Here is a 448-nt window from a genome sequence, read left to right on the forward strand (position 1 = left end):
TCTACTATAACAAATTTTGATAACTCAGGTATTCTTTCAGGAAGAGTAGGTATAAATATATCAAGCACTACTATAGATAATTTTAAAAACAGTGGTACTATAGAAGGAACATCTGGAGCCAAACAATTATCAGGAGCAATATTCATTCAAAGTTGGCTTCAAACAAGCTCCACTATTAAAAATTTTGAAAACACAGGCCTAATCAAAAATCAAAACGGCAATGCTATCTTCATAGGTGATGGCAACAAGATAGAAACCCTTACAAATAAAGGAACTATAGAAGCAGGCAACAATGGTATAACTTTTTATGCATTTGATACAAATAAAAAGCCCGTTAATATTGGTAAAATCACTATAGAAAAAGGTGGTGTTATTAAAGCAGGCAATGATGCAATCCATATAGATGGAAGTAAAAATGGTATTGAGGGTGAAGGCATTGAAGTTAAAG

General features: G+C 32.4%; 1 pseudogene. It reads left to right on the forward strand.

Annotated elements, in window-relative coordinates:
• A pseudogene (locus AJ887_RS10195) lies at positions 1–448 on the forward strand (autotransporter outer membrane beta-barrel domain-containing protein); the annotation flags it as partial.

The sequence above is a fragment of the Campylobacter sp. BCW_6466 genome, from assembly GCF_001762835.1.
In the GTDB taxonomy this organism is placed as follows: Bacteria; Campylobacterota; Campylobacteria; order Campylobacterales; family Campylobacteraceae; genus Campylobacter_D; species Campylobacter_D jejuni.